Source organism: Kitasatospora cystarginea, assembly GCF_039533515.1.
Classification (GTDB): Bacteria; Actinomycetota; Actinomycetes; order Streptomycetales; family Streptomycetaceae; genus Kitasatospora; species Kitasatospora cystarginea.
On the sequence record NZ_BAAATR010000007.1, the window covers coordinates 18,890 to 36,405 of the forward strand.

Here is a 17,516-nt window from a genome sequence, read left to right on the forward strand (position 1 = left end):
TGGATCACCCCAAAGCGGAGCGCAGGAAGGCGAGTTCGGCCTGGGTGACCTGCTCGTTCACCCCGCCCGGGGTCAGGTGGGTCACGCCCGGCAGCGGCAGCACGCTGTGCGGGCGGCCGGCCTTGGTGAGCGCCTCGGAGAGCAGCAGGGTGTGCGAGGGGTGGACGTTGTCGTCGGCCAGCCCGTGGATCAGCAGCAGCGGCCTGGTCAGCCCCGGCGCGTCGGTGAGCAGGCAGTCGTCGGCGTAGCCCTCGGGGTTGTCCTGGGGCAGGGCGAGGTAGCGCTCGGTGTACGCGGTGTCGTACTGCCGGAAGTCGGTGGGCGGGGCGCCCGCGCTGGCGGCGTGGAAGACGTCCGGGCGGCGCAGCACGGCGAGCGCCGCGAAGTAGCCGCCGTACGACCAGCCGCGCACGCCGACCCGGCCGAGGTCGAGGTCGGGGTGGCGCTCGGCGAGCGCGTGCAGGGCGTCGACCTGGTCGTCCAGCGCCACCTGGGAGAAGCGGCGGAAGATCGCCCGGGTGAAGTCCGGGGAGACGAACGGGGTGCCGCGGTTGTCGGTGGTGACCACGGCGAAGCCCTGGTCGGCCCACCACTGGCGGAGCTGCCAGCGGCGGGGCTCGGCGGCCACGGCCTGGAAGCCGGGCCCGCCGTAGACGTCCAGCAGTACCGGCAGCCCGCGGCCTGGACTGTGGTCGCGCGGGTACACCACGGCCGTGGGCAGGGCGCGGTCGGTGACCCGGGCGAGCTGCGGGCGCACCCGGTGGGGCAGCGCGGCGCTCAGGTCGGCGAGCTGCAGCTCTCGGCCGTCGAGAAGGCCGTCGAGCAGCAGGCGGCGGCGGATGCCCTCGGCGTCGGCGGAGGTGAGCAGCAGGGTGTTTGCGGCGGCGAGCGCGGAGTGCGCGCCCGGCCCGGTGGTGAGGAGTTCGGGGGCGCCGCCGTCCGGGTCGATCAGGTGGACGTACTGGTCGGCCGGGTCGCCCCGGCCGGTCTCGCAGAGCAGCCGGCCGCGCCACCGCCCGACCACCCGGCGGATCTGCAGCCCGGTGGTGTCCAGCGGCTCGCCGTCCAGGGCGAGGCCGCGGGCCTGCGGGGTGTCGTGGGCGGTGAGCAGCCGGCCGTCGGACAGCCGGGCGGGTGTACCTGGCAGGTCGTCGACCCAGAACTCGTCGGTGGTCCGGGAGAGTTCGCGGGTCTCGCCGGTGGCCGGGTCGGCGGTCAGCAGCAGCACGTTCTGCTGCAGCCGGTCGGCGACGGTGAGCAGCAGTTCCTCGTCCGAGGCCCAGGAGGCGGCGCAGACGTACGGGAACGCGGCGGCGTCCCAGCGCAGTCGGACCCGGCTGCCGTCGAGGCCGAGCACCCAGAGCTGGACGTCCGCGTTGGGGCCGCCGGCCTGAGGGTAGGCGAAGTCCTCGGCCGGGTCGCCGGGGTGGGCCGGGTCGGCGAAGTACCGCCGGGGGAGGGCGGATTCGTCCACCCGGGCGGCCAGCAGCGCGCCGCCGTCCGGGCGCCACCAGTGGCCCCGGGAGCGGCCGAGCTCCTCGGCGGCGGCGAACTCGGCGACGCCCCAGCGGGCGCCGTCGGCGGGCGAGAGCGGTGTGGGCTCGGGGGTGACGTAGAGGGCGTCCTCGGCGACGTAGGCGACGCGCTCGCCGGTGGCGTCCGGCCGGGGGTCGAACGCGGGCCCGGCGACGGGGAGTTCGGTACTGGTGCCGGTGGCGGTGTCGGTACGGAACAGCCGGCCGTCGAGGACGAAGACCGCGGTGGAGAGGTCGGCGGTGGCCGCGTAGCCGCCGATCCCGGCAGCGACCAGCCGGATGCGCTCACGCAGCCGACGCTCCAGGGTCGGCAGTTCGTCGCGGTGGCCGCTGCGGCCGGGGGCGAGCGCGGCGGGGTCGGCGACGAGCCGCTCCTCGCCGGTGGCGGTGTCGAGCAGGTGGAGGCGGTCGACGGGATCCTCGGGACCGGTCGAGCGGAGCAGCAGCAGCCGGGAGCCGTCCTCGGCGAGGGTGTACGCGCGCGGCGCGCCGAAGGTGAACCTGCCGGTACGGGCACTGAGGGCGAGGAAGGGGTCGGTGAGGGTCACGGCTCGATCGTGGTCGCGCGTGCGGTGCCCGGCCAGTAGCCTGACATGTGAAATGTCACACATTAATCGTGCCTCACGTGCGCGGCGCCTACGACCAAACCCCCTGGAGTCATGAGCCGCTGGAGCTGTGTGGTGAACCCAGGCCGAACCAGGGCAAGCACTCCTGCAGTCCCTCGATCTTCACTGGAACCAGTTGGTGCTCTCGCCATTGCTCAGAGGTGAGGCGAAGCCGGCGGAGTACGGCGGCCTGTGCGCGTACGACGTGATGCTCGATGCCGTCGTCGCGGTACCCCAGCTTGCCTGATACCCCCAGCGAAGCTGTGTTGTCAGCAAATGCGCCGGAGACGGCGTGCTGCGCGTCGAGTCCGGCGAAGGCCAGGTGGAGAACTGCGGCGCGCATCTCGGTACCCAGGCCCCGATGGTGGTATCTCCTGCCGAGCCACGAGCCGCTGTGTACTTCACGACGTATCACGAAGTCCCGGGCACTGATGCCTTGTGTGCCCACGACGACGCCGTCTTGCAGCACTACGAGGTTCAACTCCCAGTCTTCCGGCCGCCACTCGCCCCAGCAGCGCCAGTGGTACTGCAGGACGCTCTGAGCCCGCTGCTCAGGCGCGACGTCGGTCCATGCGACCGTGAACGGCTGCACGGCCGGGTCATGCACACCTTCAGCAGCCAGAGAGGCCAACGCGGCGAGCTCGCCCGGACTCGGCAACCGCAGTTCCAATCGCGGGGTGGTCAGCCGCAGTCCAGCAAGCGGCCAGTGTGTCATCAGGCTCATGGTCAAAAATTCTCCCGATCTCTCGCCACCGCGACCACTGGATATCGAAGGGAAGGCACGGCCTTCAGGCTCTCGGCTGGGGCGCCGAGCCGGTGAACCGATGCGGTCACAGCGCCAGCCTAGGACGGCTCACGATGACGGAGCCCCAACTCCAACTGGTACTCGCAGATCGCCACCCTGGGCCGGCACCACCCGGTCTACGCAATCGACATGCTGGACGACCCCGGCCGCAGCATCCAACGCGCCGTCGCGGCCGGTTCCACGGAGAACGCGGCCTGGCTCAGCGAGGTCCTCGCCGGGCTCGGGTTGGAACGGATCCACCTGGTCGGCTTCTCCTACGACGGCTGACTGGCCATCAACCAGGCCATCCACCGCACAGCAAACGCGCACTGCCCGGCTAGCCCCGGCAGGATGAAGCCCACATCACCCGCACCTTCGGCAAACTGAACGTCCGTGACCGCACCCAGGCCGTGATCACGGCCTATGAGTCGGGGCTGGTGCGGGCCGGCACCTCCTGACGGCCGGGGCCCGATGTCACGAGGCCCCCGACGACCAGCTGCGCCAGTTGCTCGGCCATCCGGATCCTGTCTTCGTCCGTGTCCGGCAGCGCCGATCCGAGCCGGTTGTGCATGTTCTGATGTGTCAGTGCCAGTGCCGGACCGTTGAGGGCCACGAAGACCAGGAGCAGCGGCACCTGCGGCATCCGGCCGCTGTCCATCAACCGCTGGATGACCGGGGCCAGTTCGCCCCAGAATCGACGCGTGTACTTTTCGGCCAGGTAGTCGAGCCTGGTGGAGTCGCGGACCGACTCCTCGGCGATGATGCGGTTCGCTTCGGGGGTGCCGGCGGCAAGGGTGAACCACCGGGTGACCACGGCCCGCAGCACGTCGACGTCGTCCGTCTGCTCGAACGAGGCCATCAGGTCCGCCACGTGGCCTGCGATGCCGAAGTCGACCACCGCACGCCAGAACTGCTCCTTGGAGCCGTAGCGGTCATTGACGTAGTTGTGGCTGACACCGAGTCGCTTCGCCAACTCCCGGACGGTGGTCCCCTGGTAGCCGAGTTCGGCGAAGGCGGCAAGACCCCGGCGCAGGATGTCCGCGTCATCGCGGGTCACCGGCTTCCCCCTCTCGTTCCGCCTTGGGTTCGTGGTGCGCTCGGCGCGGCGCGGCCGCCAGTGTACCCGGTGGACACCGACCACCCCTCGGCGATGTTTGACCCACCACATAACGCTTCCACGGCGCTTGACAGTTGTCAGACGGTCAGTAATCTGACAATTGTCAAGCAGCGCTGGACCCATGCCGCAGCGGCGCCGTCGCGGCGGCCGGCAAGGAGTAGAAGTGGACAGCAGCCAGCTCTTCGACGGTGTCGAGCACTCCCGGCAGGACGTCTCTCCCGACCCCGATCGCTCGGGTTCGCCCCTGCGCGACTACGTCTTACGCAGCCTTCCCGTCGATCTTCGCGACCTTGCCGCAGATCGACTGACGTACCATCAACTTGCCGAGAAGCAGCAGCGGATGCTGCAGGAAGCCGCTCCGCTCTGGCTCCCGGAGGACGACGAGCGGATCGCACGCCTCACCCAGCTCGATCTGCTCTTCCTGCTCGGTGGTTACGCACCGGCGGAGCCGCAGACCGCACCCCGCGCACTGACCGACCTGATATCCGCGCGGTGCGGCAAATTCCCCACCCTTGATCCCTATCTCAGCTATGAACTCCTGATCGACGCCAACTGCGAGGAATACCGCCGAAGCGGTGACATTCGGGTGTTCTCCGCAGGTCAGGACGCGGTTCTGGAACGGGACTTCTATCTGGGCCACCACCTTTCCGAACCGTGGGCCAAGTCGGCGGCATACGCCCTGCGCTCGCTGATCCTGCCGACGGCGACTGCCCGTCCTGCCGAAGTCCTCGACGGCGCGGCCCAGTGCCTCGTGGAGTTCACGCGATACATGGCGACATACCGCAAGCTGCCGCAGCAGGCGTTCAACCGGTTTCGCCCCTACCACATGGGCCATCCCGGCGGCCCGCGCGGCGCGAGCGGCGCGTTCATGCCCAGCGTTCACCTTCTCGAACTGGCCCTGCTGCCGCCGTCGAAGGGGTACGGCATCTTCCTGGACCAGTCGATGGCCTACTTCCCCTCGTGGTCCCGGCCCGTCATCGCGCAGTGGCGCAGCGACTCCAGCCGCGGGGCGAACGTGTCCCAGCGCCTTCGGGACGGCCTGCTGGTACTCGACCGCACGGAGCGCGACCAACTGGTCCGGGTCATCGACAAGTTCGTGGATTTCCGGATGGCGCACCTGGGCGTCACCCGGCATGCGCTCCCGGAGGAGTTCCAGGACCGAACCGGGCTGACGCGCCGTGGCATCCGCGAGCAGGACGGCGAACACGACATCCTGAACGACCAGAACTCCGGCACGTCAGGGTTCAGCGTCCGGCATGTGCTCACCAACGCGCTGTACCGGCTCCTCACGCTTCGCGGCGATCTCGCCCACCCCCACTCCCTTCCGGTCAACCAGTAGGCAGGTACCCGATGTCAGCATTCCGTGTCGCGGTCGTCGACGCGTTCGGCACGTCCTTCGGGTTCACCGGCGCGTTCGGCGCGGTGGGCGGCGAGGTGATCCAGCTGCGGAGCGCGCCCGAGCCGCCGGTCGGAGTCGACCCGGTGGACGAGCGGGCGTTCAGTCACGTCCTGGTCCACGACGATGAGTTGGACGAGCTGACCGCGAAGCTCGTTGAGCTGGAGCCGGTCGCGGTCCTGGCCGGCCGCGAGACCGGGGTGGAGCTCGCCGACGCCCTCTCCGAACGACTCGGCCTGCCCTCCAACGGCACGGCCCTGAGCACCGCGCGGCGCGACAAGTACGTGCAGATCGAGACGATCAAGACTCATGGCGTCCCCGGCATGCGGCAGCTGCGCACCGACGACGAGGCCGAACTACTGGCCTGGCACGAGAAACTGGGTGGGACCGTGGTCGTCAAACCGCTGCGCGGCTACTGGGGTGACGGCGTCTCGTTCTGCGACGCACCGCAGGAGTCGGTCGCCGCGCTGCGCGGGCTCCGCAGCCGCCGCATGGTGCTGGGAGAACCGATCACCGAGGTCGTCGCCCAGGAGTACCTGGTGGGCGCCGAGTACATTGTGAACACGGTCAGTTGCGCGGGTGTGCACCAGCTGACCGATGCCTGGCGCACCGAGCGGATCCAGGCCAACGGGGTGCGGGACCTGGTGACCGCGCAGGTGCTGCTGCGCTCCGACGAACAGCCGGTCGGCGAGCTCTTCGACTACGGCCGCCGGGTGCTGGACGCCCTCGGCATCCGGTACGGTGCGGCGCACCTGGAGATCAAGCTGACTCCGGACGGCCCGCGACTGGTCGAGGCGGGCGCCCGCCTCTCCGGGCTGCCCTACTACACGGCCGAGGTCCTGGGCGAGGGCCAATTGGAGTGGACGGTCGACGCCTATGTCCGGCCCGAGCGGTTCCGTGCCCGGGCGGGCCGGCCCTACCAGCGGCGGCACGCTTTCGCCTGGGCGGCGCTGGTCGCTCCGGCTTCGGGGCGGCTGCGGGGCTATCGCGCGCTCGACCAGCTCAAGGGGCTGGCGAGCTTCCGCGATCTCGCCGTGCTGGTGAAGCCCGGCGACGAGATCACCCCCACCACCTATGACCGCGGCTACCCGGTCACCCTGACGCTGAGCCACTCCGTGGATGCCGTCCTGCAACGCGACCTCAACACCGTGCGCTACCTGGACGGCCCCGGCATGTACGAGATCACCCCAGCAGCCGATTGACCCCCGGTGCCCCCTGACCGCCGGCCAGCCCGACCCGGCACGGCGCCGAGCGCGACCAGCAACGGCTCGGAAGAGCACTGCCGGCGATCGGCAGTACCCGGTGGGCCTCCGCCCGGCGTCGATGGCACGGCGGGAGCCGGCCGCACCGGGATTCGCCGCCTCGCGTGCAATCCGTTCGACCGGAACCGACAGCGACTCCCCCGCCGGCACCCAGCTCACCACCCGGCCGGCGAACGACGGCTCCCTCGTGACGCGGCAGCCGGACACCGGCTCGCGGCTGCAGCACTCGACGATCGACTGACCCGGGACCGCCTGCGGTTGCGGATCTGACCGTCGGCCTGTCCAGGCATGCCGGTCCGACGCCCGGAACCGCAGTTCCCGATCCGCCTTGATCACTCCGTCGCGCCCCCCGGTCCCAGCCAGGCACCGCAGCCCGTCCTTGCTCATTACGGAATTCGGACGGGTCCCACAGGGGTGTGCGACGGAATAGGGAAGCCTCGTAGGTTGTCAGTACCAACAGGTGCCGATGGCTGTCACCTGATGTCGAAACCCGCGCCGAAGGACCGTGAAGACGGCGCTGTACCCGTGAGGGGGAAATGATGGCAACCGAGAAGGCCGTCCTCGCCGGTGGCTGTTTCTGGGGGATGGAGGAGCTTTTCCGCCGTCAGCCCGGTGTTGTGTCCACCCGCGTGGGCTACACCGGGGGTGATGTCCCCCATGCCACCTACCGCAACCACGGCAGCCACGCCGAGGCCATCGAGGTGCTCTACGACCCTGCTCGGACCGACTACCGGGCGCTGCTGGAGTTCTTCTTCCAGATCCACGACCCCAGCACGAAGGACCGCCAGGGCAACGACATCGGTACCAGCTACCGCTCCGCCATCTTCTACACCAGCGACGAGCAGAGGAAGACCGCCGAGGACACCATCGCCGACGTGGACGCCTCAAGGCTGTGGCCGGGCAAGGTCATCACCGAGGTCAGCCCCGTCGGCGATTTCTGGGAGGCCGAGCCCGAGCACCAGGACTACCTGCAGAAGTTCCCCAACGGCTACACCTGCCACTTCCCGCGGCCCGGTTGGAAGCTGCCCAAGCGGGCGACCGACTGAGCCCGGCGGCGCGCGGACGGCACATCCGCGCGCCGACTCGCTCTGCCGACCGGCGTTCGGCAGGCCGGCCGCGGACGCACCGAGGGAGCAACGATGCGTGACTATCCGGCGACGATCACTGAGACCGACCACATCGAGCCCGTACCGAAACGGGTCCGCGCCACGCTGGGCGGGCAGGTGGTGCTCGACACCACCCGTGCGCTCTACGCGTGGGAGCGGGAGCACTAACCGGCCGCAGGGCCAACCCGCGCAGGATAGAGCCGTTCCGGGTGGGCGCGCTGGGGCCGGAACACGCCGGCGGGCTGGCTGCGGCGGCCGAGCGGTACGGCACCGCGTGGCTGCGCCAAGTCGTCGACGGCTGGTTCGGCCCGCGGAACCGCTACGAGCCCCACCGGTACGAGTGGACCGAGAGGCTGCCGGATCTATGCACGGCGCTGCGGGCCTCAGGCCCGGGTACAGCGGTGGCGCAGCTGCTGTTCGCCGGGCCTGGACCGCGGTGGACGGCGACCTGCGGCTGTCGTCCACGACCGGTCCGGCCGAGATCCGCCGCTCCCAGCTGGAGGCGCTGGGCCTGCCACTGCAACGCATCCTGCAGGCGGCCGGCCAGGAGCAGCGGGCCGAGATCCTGGCCGCGCTGCACGCCCAGGCGGATACGGTGCTGGATTGCCTGATGCCGATGCTGCGCCGTTCGGCGCAGACGCTGCCGACGGACGCCAGGCGCACGGCGGGTCTCGACGCGCTCGCGCGCGACTGCGCGAACCGGCTCCGCGCGATCGCCGCACGACAGCCGCGTGCCGCGGACGACTGGTCGATCGCCTGGACCGGTTGCGGCTGCGAACTGTGCGCCACCCTGGAGACGTTCCTTGGTTCCCGCTCACGGCGAGTCCTTGAACGGCCGCTGGCGAAGGACGGACGCCGGCACGTGCACACCAAAATCAACTCGGCCGAGCTCCCGGTACACCACCAGACCAGACGGCAGGGACGCCCGTACACCCTCGTGCTGACCAAGACCGAGCAGCTGTTCATCCGCGAGCAGAGCGCCCGCAGCCAGGCTGAAGCCGACCTGACCTGGCTGACCTCGGCCTGGAACGCGTAGTGCTCCAGAATTGCTTCACGCTGCCTTTCTCGGTCGGGTCGCCCAGCCAGCGAGCTGGCCTGGGCGGGCGCTGGCCGCGAGATTGCGCGCTACCTCACGAGCCCGCAGGGCCGCAAGCGCTACCAGGAGCGGACCTTCGTGTCCGTGGTGCCTGATAGCGTGCCGGGCATGCCGCACCGCGCCACTCCGCGCCGCACGGGCCACCTCTTGCCCCTGGCCGTCGCCGATGCCTTGTGGGCCGAGTTGATGGCCAACAGTGTGTTCCCGGCTGGGCAAGCGTTCACCGGCTTCCCTGCTGATCCGCAGGTGGGGTACGTGCTGCTCGGCGCACGTGCGGTGCCGACGGTGAAGGGAGTCGGCGGCCGGTGGCATGTTCAAGAGGCCGATGTGCGCCGGGCGGCCGAGGAGCTGCGTGCGGTCAGGGTGAGCGGGGTCGGCCTGGTCCGTGTCGCTCCTTTCCGCGGGTCACTGAAAGCGGGGCAGAGGGAGGGGCCGGCGCTGCGGTGGCGTCAGCGCCTGGGCCAGGAATGGGCCCGAGCCCGCGTCGATGCCGCCCCCGGGCGGTTGCTGCGCGGCAGCGACCATCTGCCGCATCTGGCGGGGATCGACTGGCGCCGGTCTCTGATGGAGCGGACCGGAGCGGAGGCAGAGAACACGTGGTGGCTACCTCGCACGCTGGTGAAGGTGCTGGACGCGGCCGAGCACTCCGAGGAGCGGTGGTTGCTGGCCGCGCGGACCTGCCAGAGGTGCGGCTCTGTGGCGGATCAGCCCGAGCAGTGGCGGGTCCAGGCCGGCAGCAGCTGGCAGACGATCTGCCCCGACTGCCGCACAACCACGCTGCGCCCGTACAACGGGGAGCTGGAAGGCCACGTCTACTCGGTGCTCAGCAAGAAGCGAGCCTCGCTGGAAGTGTCCGGGTGGAGGTGCGCCGTCTGCCAGGAAGCACCTGCCTTCGCGGTCGACCACTGCCACGAGCACGGCTACGTCCGCGCGCCCGTCTGCCAGTCCTGCAACACGCGGGAACGGCCGAACTACCTCTACCGCAACGACGTGTACGTGACCAGCCGTTACGCGTACCTCTTCCATACCCACGCCGAGGACTGGCTGCGGCACTGGCACCGCTGCCCCGGCTGCCGCGCCCGCACCACGCTGCCGTTGCCGCACCTGGCGGCACTGACCGCACTCCTGGTCGGCGAACCGCTGCGCCCGACCCACCGCGTGCCCCACAGCTCCCGCGGGCGCAAGCCCTGCGGTGAACTGCGTGCTTCCTGGACGGGCAGTCACAACGCTCCCGGCTCCTGCATGATCACCCTGAGTGTGGACTACTGTCCCAGCGGGGAGCACCGCATCCTGGCGCAAGTCCCCTACCGCGAAGCCGTCGACCGATTCCGCACCTGGCTGGCCGAGACAGCCCCGGCGGTGGCCGCTGCCGCGGGGCCTGGCCGCCACGACACCGTCCCCGCGCAGTTCCGGCCCGTCGTTCCGGACACCAGCAGCGAGGGCCTGGCGCTGTTCTGAACGTCGACTGCTGCGCACCCGCATCCTCGGCGGTGTCATCAACGAGTACTGCTATGCGGCTTGACATGCAGCAACGACCTTCCGAGCCCCACAGGTCCCGAAGGCCGCCGCCAGGGATGAACCCTGGCCGCGTCTCGGGAACGCTCGCGTTTCGCGGAGAGGCGGGCCCAGCCGTCAGCGGCTGGACCCGCCCTGACCGGCCGGCCCAAGGATGCCCGCACACCGGCTCAACGACACCCCGACCGGCCGGTTCCCCGCCGTTCGGCCGCCGGGGGCTACCGCTCGTCCTGGTCGTCGTCCACCGCGGCCGGGTCGCACAGCGGACGCAGGGCCCCCTCGGGCCGTCAGTCGGCCGCCGCGGCGCCGTCCACCCGGATCAGGCCGAGATCGGCCATGGCCTCCGCAAAAGCCGGGCCGTCCGTCTTGCTCCAGTCGGGGTCGTAGTAGGGGAACCGCTCGGCATCGTACTCGTGGCCGGCCCGCAGGAAGAGGTCGATGTAGTCGTGGGCGGCCCGCCGCTCGACTTCGGTCCCCGGGACCGCGACGTACGACACGCTCCACTGCGCCCGGAGCCTTCCGAACAGGGACGCGTGCCAGAGTCGCACGTCGAACACGATGAGGTCGCCCGGCCTGCAGTCCAGGCTCGTCCCCGGCCACCAGTCGGCCTCACCGGCTTCGTCCAGGGGGCTGCCCGCCGGCCAAGCCGCCCGGTAGTCGGCGAGCTGGTCGCTGAACTCGTCGCGATGAGAGCCCGGAATCACTTGGAGCGCGCCGGAGTCCGCGGTCAACGGACTGAAATAGGTGATCATCTTCACGGCGCGCAGCGCAGGATCAGCGGCATCCCGATGCCATGGGGAGGCGTCGTTGTAGAGCATCCCCTTGGCCGGCTTGGGCATGACCGGGCCGTCGAGCAGGGCCTCGCCGAGCTCGACCAGACGGGGTCCGGCGACAAGACGCCGGCTCGTGGCGCTGCCCTCCCCCATCAACGGCAGGTAGTACCCCATGGAGCCGGTGACCACGTCGGGGATCTCGGTGGGCAGATCGTAGGCACTGGCGAGTTGCGCCGTCACCTCGGCTTCGAGGGAGGCGGCGGTTCCGGCGTCGAAGAAGCCTTCCAGTTTGAGGAAGCCGAACTGCCGGTAGGAGGAGAGCTGGCGGGGGGAGAGAACGTGCTGGGTCACGACGACACCTCTGATGTCACGACCGATGCGGCCGACGTGGATGGTGCGGCCGACGTCGCGTCCGGTACAGGCGATTCCGGCTTTCGGTACTCCGGCGTGGACATGCCGCCCAGCCGGTATCTCAGGGTCGGCGTCTCGGTGCATCCGACGGGGATGTCCAGCCGGCGGATCTGTTCCAGCAGGATGTCATCCTCGCCGACCCGCGCCTGTATCTCCGCTTCGCTCCGGGTGCGCCGGAATGTCAGCAGGCGCAACAGATCGCGGCGCAGCAGCCATGCCCCCATGTCGACCATGCCGTTCAGGCCCGCCGCGGGGATCACGGCGCGGTCCCGGACGATCGGGCTGCCGGGTTCCAGCACCCGGACCGCGGACAGCTGCTCGAACAGCTCGGCGGCGGCCTCAGAGGGCGGCAGCCATGGGAAACGGTCCACGGTGGCGAGCGAGCCGGAATGATCGATCAAGGTCCGCCACGAGTGCGCCGCCGGATAGCCCGCGTCGGCGACGGCCAGCAGGCTGGACAAGTGGTCGGGGTCCCATTCGTTGTCGTCGTCGAGGAAGGCGATGAAGTCCCCGGTACACCCGGCGGCCGCCAGCTCCCGGAGGGCCGCGATCCGCGCGAAGGGCTCGTTCGGCAGCATGCCGTCGGCGCCCAGGGTGACCACGGCACAGCCCGTGTCCGCGACGGCCGCCGGGACCCGGTCCGCGTCCACCCACACCGTCAGCCTGACCTCGGCATCGACATCCTGCTTCGCCACGCCGGCCAGGGCTGCTTCCAGGGTGTCCCGATCTCCCCTGGTGACCATGACGACCTCGATGGTCGGACGGTCCCGCGGCAGTGCGGGCCGGAGAGCGGCCGGTTCCCGGTCGAGTCCCCGGAGTGTGGCCGCCAGATGGACCAGCCGGGACTCGTCGGCGAGGAAGGCGTGGTGCGGCACCACCACGTATTCGCGGTGCCAGGTCCGGGAGTGGGGCAGAGGTACTTCGGGGGCCCGCAGAGCGGCGTACTGCTTGATGGTCTCCGGCAGGTACAGCGGCCCTTCGACGACCGGCGGGTACACCGAGTCGAGGATCAGGCCGGTCTGCTCCTCCACGGCCGCGACCACCTCGGCCGGACTACCGACACCGGCCGGGACGCGCACCGCGACGCCGTAGAACGCTCCGCCGGCGACGGCGCTCCGGTCGGCGGCCATCGACCACCGGCTCCCGTCGAGGGCCCCGGCCAGGATCGCGGCTCCCTCCGCACGGCGCCGCGCCTGCCGGTCGAACCTGGCCAGCTGGTCGACGAGCAGCGCCGCGGCGAACTCGGGCGGCGAGTGGTTGGCCCCGTGGAGCAGGTGCGCCGGTTCCAACTCGTTGGCAGAGGTGCGCGACACCACATCGGTGCGCCGGCGCGAGTCCATGACCAGCGACTCCAGCCGGGCCGCCGTCTCCGGGTCGTCGGTGAGGACCGCGCCGCCCTCGCCGCTGGTGATGATCTTCGTGGCCTGGAGGCTCAGGATGGAGACGTCGCCGAGCGAGCCGATCCTGCGTCCGTCGGCGGTCGCCCCGAACTGGGCGTGCGAAGCGTCCTCGACCACCGGCACCCCGGGGAACCGCGCCCGGGCCGCATCCACGTCGAAGTGCTGCGCGTACAGATGGATGCCGAGGATCGCCGACGGCGTCTCGGCCAGGGTCGCGACGTCGCCGCACGGCGATTCGGGGGTGGCGTCGAAGAACACCGGCGTGGCTCCGACGCGCAACACCGAGGTGGCGCAGCTGACCCACGTGGTCGCGGTCATGGCCACGGTGTCACCGGGCCCGATACCCAGGGCGTGCAGCGCGGTCACGATCGCGCTCGATCCGCTGGTGACCAGGACACAGTGCCGGCGGCCGGACATCCGCGCCACGGTGGCCGCGGCGGCGACGTTCTGCGACTGCCAGATGCTCTTGCTGCCGCTGACGGCCAGCCGCCCGCTCTGCAGTGCCCTGATCACCGCCCGCTCGGTGTCCTCGTCCGCTTCAGGCCAGCGCGGCCAGCAGGAAACCTTTCGCCCGGACGACGGAGATGGTGCATTGTTCATCGGCGTCAGGTCCTATCCATCTGGATGGTGAATACAGCGCAAGACGTCTGCGTGAGGATGACGATGCGCCGGCCATAGGCGAACTGCCGACCTCGTCGACGTCAATATCGCGATTGACAATCTTCTGCTTGAACTGTGCCGCCGGCCTGCGTCGCAGAGGGTGGGTCCGGCTGGACAGAGCCAGTACACCAGCCACGGATCAACGTCAGATCAACAACGTGTACGCAAAGTTGTAGATCCGGAATTGATATTCCATCCATCGGCGACTGATTGGCTACGGGAAAGCCACTTTCACGACAACAACAGCGGGAACGAAGAGGGATGGACGTACGCCGATACGTGATCGACACCACCGTGTCGACGAGGTCGCGGAGGAATACCGGCGGCTCGCTCCCCGGCCCGCACCGCACGACGGCGTGCCGTGGCTGCGCAATTGCGACCGGCAGCCCGGGAGCGGCGTGCGCTGTCCGGCCGAGTCCGACGGCGACCCGGTCGGCATGCAGCTGGCCTCCCGCCGGGGCGCAACCCTCCGCCTTCGCACAGTCGGGTTCGACCACCGGCGGACCGAGGGCACCTACGCCTGTTTCAACCTCCTCCACGAGCCGGTCATCTGGGGCCTGCGCCACGCCGTCACCCGTTCTGCCTTCGGCAACGGGGCCGGAGCCGCTGCACACGGCGGGACGCCGGCCCGCCCCGCCGGCAGAGCACTGCCGGCCGGCGCCGGCCGATCGAACCCGAACGTTCCGAGAAGCTTTGGAGTCCTCACGATGAGCACCCAGATCGGCCGACCCCGCATCGCCGTCGTCGGCGGCGGAAGGATCGGTAGCACCCACGCCCGCAATCTCGTCGAGCTCGGAGCCGACGTCACGGTGGTCGAACCCGACCCGGCACGCGCCGCGGCGCTCTCGGCCGCACTCGGCTGCCGCGTCGTCCCGGATGCGGCCGGGCTGCCCGATGCGGACGGGGCCGTGGTGTGTACGCCGACCGATACCCATGCGGCCGTGGCCGCCGGCCTGCTGCCACTCGGGATCCCGGTGCTGCTGGAGAAGCCGTGCACGGCACAGCCGGAGGCCAGCGCACGCCTCGGCGCGCTCGCCGACGAGGCCGGGGTGGCCCTGCGGATCGGCTTCCAACGTCGGCTCTCCCCGGAGTACGCCGCACTGCAACGGGAGTACCGCGCCCAGCCCGACCAGTTCGGGTTCGCCGTGTTCACCAGCTTGGACGGGGCCCCGCCGCCCCAGGGGTACCAGGTCGCCGGCGGCAGCCTCGCCTTCGACCTGCAGATCCACGACATCGACCTGGTCCTGTGGCTCTTCGGGTCCGAGGTCGTCGAGGTCTCGGCGTCCCAGAGCGACGCCGGCGCGGCGGCCGACCTCCTGGTGACCACGTTGACGCTGGCCTCCGGGACGGTGTGCTCCGTGGTGAGCAAGCGGGCCAGTCCGGGCGGCTGCCAGGCCTATGCCGAGCTCATCGGCTCCCGCACGCTGCTGGACACCCGGCCGCTCACCGCCCCGGGCCCGCACCCCGATTTCCGGTCCCGGTTCGCCGCGGCGTACCGCGCCGAGATGGCGGCCTTCCTCGCTTTCGTCGAGGGCGGGCCGGACGAGCTGCCGCACTGGCGGGACGCGGTGGCCGCGGAGACGGTCTGCGCCCGGATCGACGAGGCGCTCAGTCCGGCGGGCGCCAACGCCGGGGCATCCGTTGGCTGAGAGCGGGTCGGGTCGGCGCGCGGCCCCCCGCGGGCGTGCGGCCCGGCTCGCGCCGACCGATCCGCTGCACGCCCGCTCGCAGGCCGGCGCGGGTGTCGGATGACAGCACCGGGTATCGCCACGGAATCCCGCGGCTCCGACGCACGACTGGGACGGGACATGTCCAAGGGCCCCTTCACGTTCGACATCATGGGACCGATCCGCACCGCTCTGAACGGCGCCCCGCTCCCCCTGGGCGGCCCGCAGCAGTGCGCGGTCCTCACACTGCTGCTGATCCGGGCCGGAGAGTCGGTCCCGCTCCACGAGATCAGCGACCTGCTCTGGCAGGACGACCCGCCGGCCACCGCGGCGAACGTCATACACCACCACATCAGTGCGCTGCGACGCATGCTCGAACCGGATCTGGGCCGGCGCGACGCCGGACGCTGGCTGCTGCGCAGCAGCGTCGGCTACCGGCTGGACGTCGATCCGGGCTCCGTCGACCTGCACGTGTTCCGCGGGCTCGTCGAACGCGGCCGCGACCGCGCCGCCCGATCCGACTGGGAGCAGGCGGCGAGTCTGTACCGCGAGGCACTCACGCTGCGGCGGGGCTCCGTGGGCACCGGCAGCCCGCAGAACGTCGCCAGCACCGCCTTGTTCCAGGCCGCCGAGAGCGAGTACGCCAAGGCGGTGGTGGAGGCCGCGCAGATCCACCACTGGATCGGCCACGGGCACTGGATGCTCCCACTGCTCCGGCTGACCGCGGAGCGCTATCCGCTGGACGAACAGCTCCAAGCCGCCCTGGTCCGCGCACTCGGCGCGGCCGGCCGCCAGGTCGAGGCGCTCGACATCTACCGGCGGATCCGGACCACGCTCTCGGAGGAGCTGGGCATCGAGCCCGGCGACGCGCTGCGCGCCGCCCAGACCGCGGTGTTGCGGCAGAGCGTTCGCACGGACGCCACCGCGGATCCGGAGGACACCACGCCCGCGCCGACCGCCGCGGCCCCGCACCCGCACCCGGCCCCGGCCCCGGCCCCGGCCCCGGCCCAGCTTCCGCCCGGCCTGCCGGTGTTCGTCGGCCGGGACGAGGAGCTGGCCCGGATCCTGGCCCTCGCGGCCGACGCCTCCGGCCCGGTCATCGCGACGATGAACGGTATGGCCGGGATCGGGAAGACCGCGCTGGCCGTGCACGCGGCCCACCTGCTGGCCGAGCGCTTCCCCGACGGGCAGCTCTTCGTGAACCTGCACGGCTTCGACGACTCGGCCGCGGCCCTCGCGCCCGCCGACGCGCTGAGCTGCCTGCTCGAATGCCTCGGCCTGCCGGCCAGGAACCTGCCCTCGACCATCCCGGGGCTGACCGGCAAATACCGCAGCCTTCTGGCCGACCGCAGGGTCCTGATCGTGCTCGACAACGCCAGGGACGCGCAGCAGGTCCAGCCGTTGCTGCCGTCGGCGCCCGGCTGCATGGCCCTCGTCACGAGCCGCAACGTGCTCGAACAGCTGCTGGTCACCCACAACGCCCATCCGGTGTCCGTGCCGCCGTTCAGCGTGGGAGAGGGCCGTGTCGTCCTCGAGCGGCACATCGGGCCGTCCCGGACGGCCGGCCAGGCGCGGGCCGTCGAGGCGATCGTCGAGTCCTGCCGCGGGGTGCCGATCGCCCTGGCGGTCGCGGCCGCACGCGCGTCGTTGAACCCGGGCCGGCCGCTGGAGTCGATCGCGGGAGAGCTGCGGACCGCGGCGAACAGCCTCGACGCCTTCTTCTCCCCGGATCCCGACCTCGACCTGCGCCGCGCCCTGACCTGCTCGTACCGGGTGCTCGACGACGCAACGGCCCGGCTCTTCCGGCGCCTGGGCGAGGGCGCGGACCGCCGCGTCCGGGTCGAGGCCGCAGCCGCGCTCGCCGGGTTGCCGGTGGCGCGCTGCCGGCAGTTGCTGGTCGGCATGGTCGCCGAGTCCCTGATCTCCGAGCCGTCACCGGGCTGCTTCGAGATGCACCGGTTCGTCGCCGACTACGCGCTCGAAGCCGAGCACCGCGTCGAATCGCCCGCGGCACAGGTCTCGCAGGCGGACTGCACGGGCGGCCGCGCCTGGCACCGCGCCGCGCCCGCCCACCGCCCGGCCCACCGGCTGGCGGCTCCGTCGTCCGGTTGACGCGCTGCGGCAACCGCCTCTCCCGCGCCTGGCGCCGGCCCGAGCCGGCGCCAGGCGCGGCCGCGCGGAGATCCCCG

At 71.1% G+C, this 17,516-nt stretch carries 14 protein-coding genes; 9 read left to right on the forward strand and 5 right to left on the reverse strand.

The window, feature by feature from the left end; all coding sequences use genetic code 11:
* Nucleotides 1-4: 4 nt before the first annotated feature.
* Both ABD369_RS10265 and ABD369_RS10270 read right to left on the reverse strand, forming a co-directional pair.
* A complete protein-coding gene (locus ABD369_RS10265; RefSeq protein WP_344635987.1) occupies nt 5-2,083 on the reverse strand; it encodes a S9 family peptidase in 2,079 nt (692 codons plus the stop codon).
* 109 nt (nt 2,084-2,192) lie between these two features.
* Entirely contained in the window at nt 2,193-2,864 is a 672-nt protein-coding gene (locus ABD369_RS10270; protein ID WP_344635988.1) for a GNAT family N-acetyltransferase, read from the reverse strand.
* 210 nt (nt 2,865-3,074) lie between these two features.
* Here ABD369_RS10270 and ABD369_RS10275 point away from each other — a divergent pair, with 210 nt between their 5' ends.
* On the forward strand, nt 3,075-3,212 hold the full coding sequence (locus ABD369_RS10275; RefSeq protein ID WP_344635989.1) for a hypothetical protein: 138 nt from the start codon (nt 3,075-3,077) through the stop codon (nt 3,210-3,212).
* Between the two features lie 133 nt (nt 3,213-3,345).
* On the opposite strand, the gene ABD369_RS10285 is transcribed toward ABD369_RS10275, so the two are convergent.
* Complete coding sequence (locus ABD369_RS10285; protein ID WP_344635990.1) at nt 3,346-3,981, reverse strand: TetR/AcrR family transcriptional regulator; 636 nt, start codon at nt 3,979-3,981, stop codon at nt 3,346-3,348.
* Nucleotides 3,982-4,204: 223 nt separating this feature from the next.
* Between ABD369_RS10285 and ABD369_RS10290 the strand changes: the two genes are divergently transcribed.
* The 6 genes from ABD369_RS10290 to ABD369_RS10315 all read left to right on the forward strand — a co-directional run bounded on the left by ABD369_RS10290 (nt 4,205) and on the right by ABD369_RS10315 (nt 10,359).
* The gene (locus tag ABD369_RS10290; protein WP_344635991.1) at nt 4,205-5,380 is read left to right on the forward strand and encodes a hypothetical protein; all 1,176 of its coding nucleotides are present in this window, start codon (nt 4,205-4,207) and stop codon (nt 5,378-5,380) included.
* An 11-nt stretch (nt 5,381-5,391) separates the two neighbouring features.
* The gene (locus tag ABD369_RS10295) at nt 5,392-6,639 is read left to right on the forward strand and encodes an ATP-grasp domain-containing protein (protein ID WP_344635992.1); all 1,248 of its coding nucleotides are present in this window, start codon (nt 5,392-5,394) and stop codon (nt 6,637-6,639) included.
* A gap of 599 nt (nt 6,640-7,238) precedes the next feature.
* Entirely contained in the window at nt 7,239-7,745 is a 507-nt protein-coding gene (gene msrA / locus ABD369_RS10300; protein WP_425557576.1) for a peptide-methionine (S)-S-oxide reductase MsrA, read from the forward strand.
* Between the two features lie 93 nt (nt 7,746-7,838).
* Complete coding sequence (locus ABD369_RS10305; RefSeq protein ID WP_344635994.1) at nt 7,839-7,973, forward strand: hypothetical protein; 135 nt, start codon at nt 7,839-7,841, stop codon at nt 7,971-7,973.
* Between the two features lie 268 nt (nt 7,974-8,241).
* Nucleotides 8,242-8,841 (forward strand): hypothetical protein, encoded by a 600-nt coding sequence (locus ABD369_RS10310; protein WP_344635995.1) that lies wholly within the window; start codon nt 8,242-8,244, stop codon nt 8,839-8,841.
* A gap of 168 nt (nt 8,842-9,009) precedes the next feature.
* On the forward strand, nt 9,010-10,359 hold the full coding sequence (locus ABD369_RS10315) for an endonuclease domain-containing protein (RefSeq protein WP_344635996.1): 1,350 nt from the start codon (nt 9,010-9,012) through the stop codon (nt 10,357-10,359).
* Between the two features lie 344 nt (nt 10,360-10,703).
* On the opposite strand, the gene ABD369_RS10320 is transcribed toward ABD369_RS10315, so the two are convergent.
* A complete protein-coding gene (locus ABD369_RS10320) occupies nt 10,704-11,540 on the reverse strand; it encodes a phytanoyl-CoA dioxygenase family protein (RefSeq protein ID WP_344635997.1) in 837 nt (278 codons plus the stop codon).
* On the reverse strand, nt 11,537-13,600 hold the full coding sequence (locus ABD369_RS10325) for a DegT/DnrJ/EryC1/StrS family aminotransferase (RefSeq protein WP_344635998.1): 2,064 nt from the start codon (nt 13,598-13,600) through the stop codon (nt 11,537-11,539). Before ABD369_RS10325 ends, ABD369_RS10320 begins: the two co-directional genes overlap by 4 nt.
* A gap of 767 nt (nt 13,601-14,367) precedes the next feature.
* On the opposite strand from ABD369_RS10325, the gene ABD369_RS10330 reads away from it, so the two are divergent.
* Together ABD369_RS10330 and ABD369_RS10335 are read left to right on the forward strand one after the other, a co-directional pair.
* Nucleotides 14,368-15,309 carry a Gfo/Idh/MocA family protein gene (locus ABD369_RS10330; protein ID WP_344635999.1) on the forward strand — a complete coding sequence of 314 codons (942 nt, stop codon included), beginning with the start codon at nt 14,368-14,370 and terminating at the stop codon, nt 15,307-15,309.
* A 159-nt stretch (nt 15,310-15,468) separates the two neighbouring features.
* A complete protein-coding gene (locus ABD369_RS10335) occupies nt 15,469-17,439 on the forward strand; it encodes an AfsR/SARP family transcriptional regulator (RefSeq protein WP_344636000.1) in 1,971 nt (656 codons plus the stop codon).
* Nucleotides 17,440-17,516 lie beyond the last annotated feature (77 nt).